This window comes from Kribbella antibiotica, assembly GCF_004349055.1.
In the GTDB taxonomy this organism is placed as follows: Bacteria; Actinomycetota; Actinomycetes; order Propionibacteriales; family Kribbellaceae; genus Kribbella; species Kribbella antibiotica.
Genome location: NZ_SMKX01000248.1, coordinates 1 through 7,633 on the forward strand (window position 1 = coordinate 1; position 7,633 = coordinate 7,633).

The 7,633-nt window shown below is 67.8% G+C and carries 7 protein-coding genes and 1 riboswitch; of the genes, 4 read left to right on the forward strand and 3 right to left on the reverse strand.

The genetic code is table 11. The features are described from left to right. Positions 1-733, forward strand: a 733-nt coding sequence (locus E1263_RS41150) for an amidase family protein (RefSeq protein ID WP_238162040.1), incomplete at its 5' end; no start/stop codon positions are given. On the opposite strand, the gene E1263_RS41155 is transcribed toward E1263_RS41150, so the two are convergent. The 3 genes from E1263_RS41155 to E1263_RS41165 all read right to left on the reverse strand — a co-directional run bounded on the left by E1263_RS41155 (position 669) and on the right by E1263_RS41165 (position 4,380). Next, positions 669-1,133, reverse strand: coding sequence for a GbsR/MarR family transcriptional regulator (locus E1263_RS41155; RefSeq protein WP_132177704.1), 465 nt, complete (start codon positions 1,131-1,133; stop codon positions 669-671). The genes E1263_RS41150 and E1263_RS41155 overlap by 65 nt on opposite strands. A gap of 64 nt (positions 1,134-1,197) precedes the next feature. Continuing rightward, positions 1,198-2,649, reverse strand: a complete 1,452-nt coding sequence (locus tag E1263_RS41160; protein WP_132177706.1) for a glycine hydroxymethyltransferase — start codon at positions 2,647-2,649, stop codon at positions 1,198-1,200. Positions 2,650-2,677: 28 nt separating this feature from the next. Beyond that, a riboswitch (ZMP/ZTP riboswitch) is annotated at positions 2,678-2,758 on the reverse strand. After that, positions 2,758-4,380 carry an acyl-CoA dehydrogenase family protein gene (locus E1263_RS41165; RefSeq protein ID WP_132177708.1) on the reverse strand — a complete coding sequence of 541 codons (1,623 nt, stop codon included), beginning with the start codon at positions 4,378-4,380 and terminating at the stop codon, positions 2,758-2,760. It overlaps the preceding riboswitch by 1 nt. An 18-nt stretch (positions 4,381-4,398) precedes the next feature. Here E1263_RS41165 and E1263_RS41170 point away from each other — a divergent pair, with 18 nt between their 5' ends. The 3 genes from E1263_RS41170 to E1263_RS41180 all read left to right on the forward strand — a co-directional run bounded on the left by E1263_RS41170 (position 4,399) and on the right by E1263_RS41180 (position 7,601). Further along, positions 4,399-5,610, forward strand: a complete 1,212-nt coding sequence (locus E1263_RS41170; protein WP_132177710.1) for a YhjD/YihY/BrkB family envelope integrity protein — start codon at positions 4,399-4,401, stop codon at positions 5,608-5,610. Between the two features lie 162 nt (positions 5,611-5,772). Next, entirely contained in the window at positions 5,773-6,837 is a 1,065-nt protein-coding gene (rsgA, locus tag E1263_RS41175; protein WP_132177712.1) for a ribosome small subunit-dependent GTPase A, read from the forward strand. 20 nt (positions 6,838-6,857) lie between these two features. Then, entirely contained in the window at positions 6,858-7,601 is a 744-nt protein-coding gene (locus E1263_RS41180; protein ID WP_132177714.1) for an SDR family NAD(P)-dependent oxidoreductase, read from the forward strand. Positions 7,602-7,633: the final 32 nt, after the last annotated feature.

Here is a 7,633-nt window from a genome sequence, read left to right on the forward strand (position 1 = left end):
GGTGGGGTTCAAGGGAACACTTGGTCGGGTGCCGCGGGCGGTGGGGCGAGCGCTCGGCGGGCTGACGACAGCTGGCGTGATCGGCGCGAATCTTGATGATGTGATGCTCGCGACCAGTGTTGCCAGCGGCCCGCATCGGCTCGACCCGACAGCGCTGCCGCACTGGCCGGTTCCGGTGCTTGCCGACGGCCCCTTTCGCGTCGCCTATCACTCGACGATCGGCCCGTACGCCGCGGATCCGGGGGTCGACCGGGTTGTGCGCGACCGGCTGACGGCGGTCGAGGTGGTCGACGTACCGCTCGAATTGCTGCCGACTGACGATGCTTGGCAGGTGCTGGCTGCTCTGGATGCCGGCCGAGGTGCCGAGGCGGCGGCGTCGGTCCGGGCTCGGGAGGTGCGGGATCGGAACAACACGGCGCTCGCCGATCTGTTCGACGTGGTGGACGCGCTCATCACTCCGACCACGCTGACTGTTGCCCACGGCTACGATCAGCACAACGAGAACATCATCGTCGCCGACCCGTGCTGGGCCTTCAACGTCACTGGCCACCCCGCCGTCAGCGTGCCGGTCGGATTGCTCGACGGCCTACCGGTGGGCGCTCAAGTCGTGACGCGGCACGGCGATGATGCGACGGCGCTCGCCGTGGCGAAGCAGTTGACGGTCGATCTCAACGGGGGTGCTTGGCGTGCCAATCCTTCATGGTCTGCTCAAGATCCGCGTGCACGAAGGTGAAGAAGTCCGCTGCCTCGGACAGCCGCCGGCCGACCGTCGTGTCGGCGCCGAAGAGGTTCGCGCCGTAGCTGCTGCTCGCGGCCCACTCGGTCAGCGCCTGGTTGCGGCGCTCCAGGATCGCGGCGAAGACATCCTCGCGAATCCGGTAGTGGTCCTTGCGTGAACCAGGCATCCGCTCCCGCGAAATGAACGACATCTGGATCAGCTGCCGCACCGCACCGGACACCGCCGGCTGGCTGATCTTCAACGTGTCGGCCAATTCGGCCGCGGTCATCGTCCCGTTCGGGCTGACCAGCATCCGCCCCATCACCCGGGCGGACATCGTCGGTACGCCGCTGTTCGCCATCACACCCGCGAAGCGTTCGACGTACTGACTGATCTCTTCCGGGGTGGGCGCCATGGTGGAACCTTACACAGCCGAGCGCCCGTCCCGCGGCTGCGGAAACGGGCGCTCGGAAGGGTGATCAGTTGAGGACGAGACCCGGGTAGAGCGGGTGCTTGTCGAGGATCTCGGCCGAGGCCGCGCGCGTCTTGTCGGCGACACCGTCGGCCAGCACGTACTTGGCCTTGGAGGCCGCACCGGCGGCGGTGGTGGTCGGGGTGACCGAGGACAGGACGTCGACGATCAGCTCGGCGACCTTGTCGAACTCGTCGGCACCGAATCCGCGGGTGGTCAGGGCCGGCGTACCGATCCGGACGCCCGAGGTGTACCAGGCGCCGTTCGGGTCGCGGGGGACCGCGTTGCGGTTGGTGACGATGCCGGCGTCGAGCAGGGCCGACTCGGCCTGCCGGCCGGTGATCCCGTACGACGAGACGTCCAGCAGGACCAGGTGGTTCTCGGTACCGTCCGTGACGAGCTTGACGCCACGCTTCATCAGACCCTCGGCGAGGGTGACGGCGTTGTCGGCAACGGCCTGCGCATACGTCTGGAACGACGGCTGGCGGGCCTCGGCCAGCGCGACCGCCTTGGCGGCCATCGTCTGGCTGAGCGGGCCACCGAGGACCATCGGGCAGCCGCGGTCGACAGAGTCGGCGTACTCGGGCTGGCAGAGCACCATGCCGCCACGCGGGCCGCGGAGCGACTTGTGCGTGGTGGTCGTGGTGACGTGCGCGTGCGGGACCGGGTCGAAGTCGCCGTTGAAGACCTTGCCCGCGACCAGACCGGCGAAGTGCGCCATGTCGACCATCAGGGTGGCGCCGACCTCGTCGGCGATCTCGCGCATCTTGGCGAAGTTCACCTTGCGCGGGTACGCCGAGTAGCCGGCGATCAGGATCAGCGGCTTGAACTCACGGGCCTTGCGCGCGACCTCGTCGTAGTCGAGCAGGCCGGTCTCGGAGTCCGTGCCGTAGGAGTGCTGGTTGAACATCTTGCCGGAGATGTTCGGCCGGAAACCGTGGGTCAGGTGACCGCCGGCGTCCAGCGACATGCCGAGCATCCGCTGGTCGCCGAGTGCCTTGCGCAGCTTGTCCCAGTCCTCGTCGGACAGGTCGTTGACGTGCTTCGCACTGGCCTCGGCCAGCGCCGGGGACTCGATCCGCTGCGCCAGGATGGCCCAGAATGCGACCAGGTTGGCGTCGATGCCGGAGTGCGGCTGGACGTAGGCGTGCGGCGCACCGAACAGGGCCTTGGCGTGCTCGGCGGCGGCCGTCTCGACGGTGTCGACATTCTGGCAGCCGGCGTAGAAGCGGTGCCCGACCGTGCCCTCGGCGTACTTGTCCGACAGCCAGTTGCCCATCGTCAGCAGCGTGGCGGGGGAGGCGTAGTTCTCACTCGCGATCAGCTTCAGCGAGGAGCGCTGGTCTTCCAGCTCGGCCCTGATCGCGCCGGCGATCGTCGGCTCGACGGCCGCGATCACCTGCAGGGCGTTGTTGTACGCAGCCGACGCTGCGGCAGCGTCGAATGGCTGATGAGTCATCGTTGTCTCTCCTGCGGTTGCAGTGGGTCGAGGGCACCCAGGCGCACGGTGCCGACGGGTTTCGCTCCCCGGTGGTACTCCACCTTCAGCGCGCCAGTTGCGACCTGGTCACCCTATCGTGCGCTCGACGATCTCCTGGAACGGCGTCGTACGGGCCAGCGTCCCGAAGACGCCACCCCAGTCGCCGGCCAACCGCGATCCCACGAAGGCGTCCGCCACCGCGGGCGTCGAGTGCTGCACGAGCAGCGAGGCCTGCAGACACAAGGCCATCTTCGCAGCCAACCGGCGAGCTCCGGCCTCGGCTCCTTCGATGTCCGACAACGCCTGCAGTACGTCGTGCACTGCCGCATCGAGCCGGTGGTCAGCCCCTTGCGCCGCGCCGACCTCCAGCAACCAGGCTTCCAGTGACTCCGGCCGCCGGAGGGCGCGCAACACGTCCAGCGCGTTCACGTTCCCCGACCCTTCCCAGATCGAGTTCAGCGGCGATTCCCGGAAGAGCAGCGGCAAGCCCGACTCCTCCACGAACCCGTTCCCGCCCAAACACTCCAGCGCCTCCGCCACCATGAACGAAGTCCGCTTGGAGACCCAGAATTTTGCCAACGGCAACGCAATCCGCCGGAACGCGGCGGCGCGCTCGTCACCGGCGACAGAGGCATCCATGGCCGCGGCGAGCCGCATCGCGAGAGCGGTTGCTGCCTCGCTTTCGATGGCCAGGTCGGCCAGGACGTTCTGCATGGCGGGTTTGTCGGCGAGCAGGCCGCCGAAGGCGGCGCGGTGCTTGGTGTGCCAGACGGCTTCGACGAGGGCTCGCCGTTGGAGAGCGGCAGAGCCCAGGACGCAGTCGAGGCGGGTGGCGGCGACCATTTCGATGATGGTGCGGACGCCGGCGCCTTCGTCGCCGAGGCGGTGGCCGATGGTGTTGTGGAACTCGACCTCGCTGGAGGCGTTGGAGCGGTTGCCGAGTTTGTCCTTCAGGCGTTGCAGCGCGAACGTGTTGCGGTTGCCGTCAGCAAGGACTCGCGGGACGACGAAACAGCTCAGACCGTCCGGCGCCTGGGCGAGCACCAGGAACACATCGACCTGGGGTGCCGAGCAGAACCACTTGTGGCCGTTCAGCAGGTAGCCATCACCGGACGGCGTGGCGGTCGTCTGATTGGCCCGGACGTCGGAACCACCCTGCTTCTCGGTCATCCCCATCCCGGCCAGCACGCCACGCTTGGCAGCCGCTGGCAACCGCCGTACGTCGTACTCGGTCGAGGCAAGTTGCGGCACCCACTCGGCCGCCAGCCGCTCATCGGCCCGCAATGCCGGTACGGCGGCGTACGTCATCGAGATCGGGCATCCGTGTCCGGGCTCGACCTGCGACCAGACGTAGAACCCGGCCGCCCGCGTCAGGTGCGGCGAGGGCTGGGAGCTCGTCCACGGCGCGGCCTGCAACCCGAACCCGACGGCTTTCTCCATCAGCCAGTGCCACGCCGGGTGGAAATCGACCTCGTCGACCCGGTTCCCGTACCGGTCGTGGGTGCGTAGTACGGGTGGGTTCTGGTTCGCCGGGAGCGCCTGAGAGAGCGCTTCCGGCGATCCCGCGAGCTCTCCGATCTGGACCAGACCGGGATCTTTCTGCAGGTCCGCGTAGGGGCGCAGAGCGTCACCGAGACCCACGTCCTGGGTAAAGAAGTTCACCCCGTCCAGTGGGGGAGCCTGATTCGTTACAGCGTTTGGGTCCGCCATATCAGTACGGTAAGCGGTATGGCACGTTCAGGGGCAGGGCCCGCGAGTGGGAGCTCGGTCTCCTTGGCATGGGTCCGCAAGATCCCCTCGACGATCTGGAGACTGCTCACCCAGACGGTCGGGGAGTGTCTGCGCTACCGGGTCACCGGCCTGGCCGCGGAGGGCGCGTTCTTCGCGATCCTCTCGCTGCCGCCGCTGATCTTCGGGCTGGCAGGCAGCCTGGGATACATCAGCCGGTGGCTCGACGTGGTCCAGATCGCGCAGATCAAGCTCGAGATCGCGGAGCTCGCCGCGAGAGCGCTCACCGACGACTCCGTGAACAGCGTCATCGTGCCGACCCTGGACAAGGTGTTGAACGGCGGCCGCCCGGATGTCATCTCGATCGGTTTCGTGCTCGCGCTCTGGTCGGGCAGCCGGGCGCTGAACGTCTTCGTGGACACGATCACGATCATGTACGGGATGGGTGGCAAGCGCGGGATCGTCCGGACCCGGGCGCTCTCGTTCAGCCTGTACAGCATCGCCTTGGTGATCGGCGTGATCGTGCTGCCGCTGGTCCTGGCCGGGCCGGATGCCGTGGATCATCTGCTGCCGTCCCGCCTCGACTTCCTGAACCAGCTGTACTGGCCGGTCGTCACGATCCTGTCCGCGGGCTTCCTGAACACGCTCTACCACGTGTCCGTGCCGGTCCGGACGCCGTGGGTCTCCGACCTGCCGGGGGCGTTCCTGGCCCTGTCGATCTGGATCCTCGGTAGCTTCGTGCTTCGCTGGATCCTGCAGAGCACGGTCGGCGGTACGTCGATCTACGGTCCGCTCGCGGCACCGATCGCCGTACTGATGTGGCTGTATATGACGACGATCGCCGTACTGATCGGTGCGGCTCTGAACGCGGTCGTGAATCGCTTGTGGCCGGCCAAGGTGCGGGAGCCGGCGCTGCCGAAGTTCGAGGACGAGGACGAGCCCGAGCCGGTGATGAAGGCTGAGGCTGACCCGCACCATCACGACGAGCCCGACCATGCTGTCGTGGAGGACGGGCATGAGCGGCCGGAGCTGCGGATCGCTCGCAAGATCGAGCAGCTGGCCGAGCCTGAACCCACGCCTGAATCCACGCCTGAATCCACGCCGGAGGTGGAGCCGGAGACCGTCCCGGTGGCGGCCAAGGCGGAGGCAGCGCCGGAGCCTGCACCGACGGTGACCGAAAACCCGGTGCGCACGACGAATCGCACGACATAGGCTGGTCGCGTCGCGACCACCGGTCCTCGATCAGGACCTCGCAGGAATGTGAAGGGAGGCAGCCCGCCATGAGCCACTATCCGGCCTATCACCGGGCCGTTGTCTCCCGTTCTGTCCGTCCGCTGAGCTGAACTCGCGGCCGGACCTTCCGAAAGGTTCGTCATGTCCGTGACACTCGAGGCTCTGGGACTCGACAGTTCCACAGCTGATTACTTCTCTACGATCCCGGCCGAGCTCGTGCCGGGACGTGTCGCCCGGGTCGACAAGGGCCTGGCGACTGTTCTCACCGAGGACGGTCCGGTCCGCGCCTCGTGGTCCGGTGGGCTCCTGGGCGCGATCGCCGGTGATGCGCACGCAGCGCCCTGCACCGGGGACTGGGTCGCGCTGCGCCAGTGGCCGGACGATCGCATCACGATCGAGTCGCTGGCTCCACGCCGTACGGCGATTGTCCGCGCCGAAGTCAGCGGTACGTCGAAAGGCCAGATGCTGGCGGCCAATGTCGACGTGATCGCGATCGTGGTCGGTCTGCACCCGGAGCCGAATATCGGCCGGATCGAGCGCTTTCTCGCCCTGGCGTGGGAGAGCGGCGCGCGACCGGTCGTCGTACTGACGAAGGCCGATCTTGTCGGTGACGCCGATGCCATCGCCGAAGATGTGGCGGAGGCTGCGCCAGGGGCCGACGTACTGGTCTGTAGTACCGCGACCGGTGCCGGCATGGACACTGTGCGCGAGTTGCTCGCCGGCAACGCGACGCTGGCGCTGCTCGGATCGAGTGGCGCAGGCAAGTCGTCGCTGGTGAACGCGCTCGCCGGTGTGGAGCTGCTGGATGTGCAGGCGATCCGCGAGGACGGCAAGGGCCGGCACACCTCAGTACGGCGGGAGCTCGTCGTACTGCCGAGTGGTGGCGTGGTGATCGACACTCCGGGGCTGCGGGGGATTGGTCTGCAGGAGCATGGTGAGGGGCTGGCTGCGGCGTTCCCCGATGTCACTGTGCTGGCGGAGAGCTGTCGCTTCAAGGACTGCTCGCACGACGGCGAACCGGGATGTGCGGTCAAGGCGGCACTGGCCGACGGGACGCTGCCGTATCGGCGCTACGAAAGCTGGGTCCAGCTGCGCAAGGAGGCGGCATACATGGCGCGGCGTTCTGATGTGCGGGCGCGCGCGTTGGCGAAGAAGGAGTGGGTGCGCGCGAGTAAGTCGTACCGGCGCGACATCAAGCCGCGATAAGTCCTGACATGATCCTTCGTATGGATCGTGCCGTACTGATTACCGGTGCCTCTCGGGGCATCGGTGCCGCCACTGCCCACGCCTTTGCCGCCGACGGTGACCGGGTCGCCGTCCACTACAGCTCGTCCCGCGAAGCCGCCGAGAAGGTGCTGGCCGCCCTTCCCGGCAGCGGACACGTGCTCGTCCACGCCGACCTCGCCGACCCGGAAGCCGTGCAGAGCATGGTGGACGAGGCCGCGGCCGGGCTCGGCCGGATCGACGTACTTGTCAACAATGCAGGCGTCTACCACCCGCACCGAATTCGCGAGACGACGTACGCCGAATGGCAACAGGCCTGGGCCGACACCCTCGCCGTCAACCTCATCGGCCCCGCCAACGCCACCTGGTGCGCAGTCCGCCATATGCCCCGCGGTGGCCGCATCATCAACGTCTCCTCGCGCGGCGCCTTCCGCGGCGAACCCAACCAACCCGCGTACGGCGCCTCCAAAGCCGCCATCGTCTCCTTCACCCAGTCCCTGGCCAGAGCCCTAGGCCCCGACGGCATCGCCGTCACCGCCATCGCCCCCGGCTGGACCACCACCGACATGGCCGCCGAAAACCTAGCCGGCGAAGGCTACGACAGGCGCCGTCTTGAAAGCCCCCTGGCCCGAGTAGCCGCCCCCACCGAAGTAGCCGCCGCCATCCTCTACCTAGCCAGCCCCGCCGCCGAATTCGCCACCGGCACCATCCTCGACTTCAACGGCGCCTCCCACCTCCGCCTATAACCCGGACCGCCCCCACTGTCCAACCCCACAAA

Bases quoted from the DNA above. Each gene is read 5' to 3' on its own strand.
- E1263_RS41170 (WP_132177710.1), top strand. From the start codon at position 4,399: ATGGCACGTTCAGGGGCAGGGCCCGCGAGTGGGAGCTCGGTCTCCTTG.
- E1263_RS41165 (WP_132177708.1), bottom strand. From the start codon at position 4,380: ATGGCGGACCCAAACGCTGTAACGAATCAGGCTCCCCCACTGGACGGG.
- E1263_RS41160 (WP_132177706.1), bottom strand. From the start codon at position 2,649: ATGACTCATCAGCCATTCGACGCTGCCGCAGCGTCGGCTGCGTACAAC.
- rsgA (WP_132177712.1), top strand. From the start codon at position 5,773: ATGTCCGTGACACTCGAGGCTCTGGGACTCGACAGTTCCACAGCTGAT.
- E1263_RS41155 (WP_132177704.1), bottom strand. From the start codon at position 1,133: ATGGCGCCCACCCCGGAAGAGATCAGTCAGTACGTCGAACGCTTCGCG.
- E1263_RS41180 (WP_132177714.1), top strand. From the start codon at position 6,858: ATGGATCGTGCCGTACTGATTACCGGTGCCTCTCGGGGCATCGGTGCC.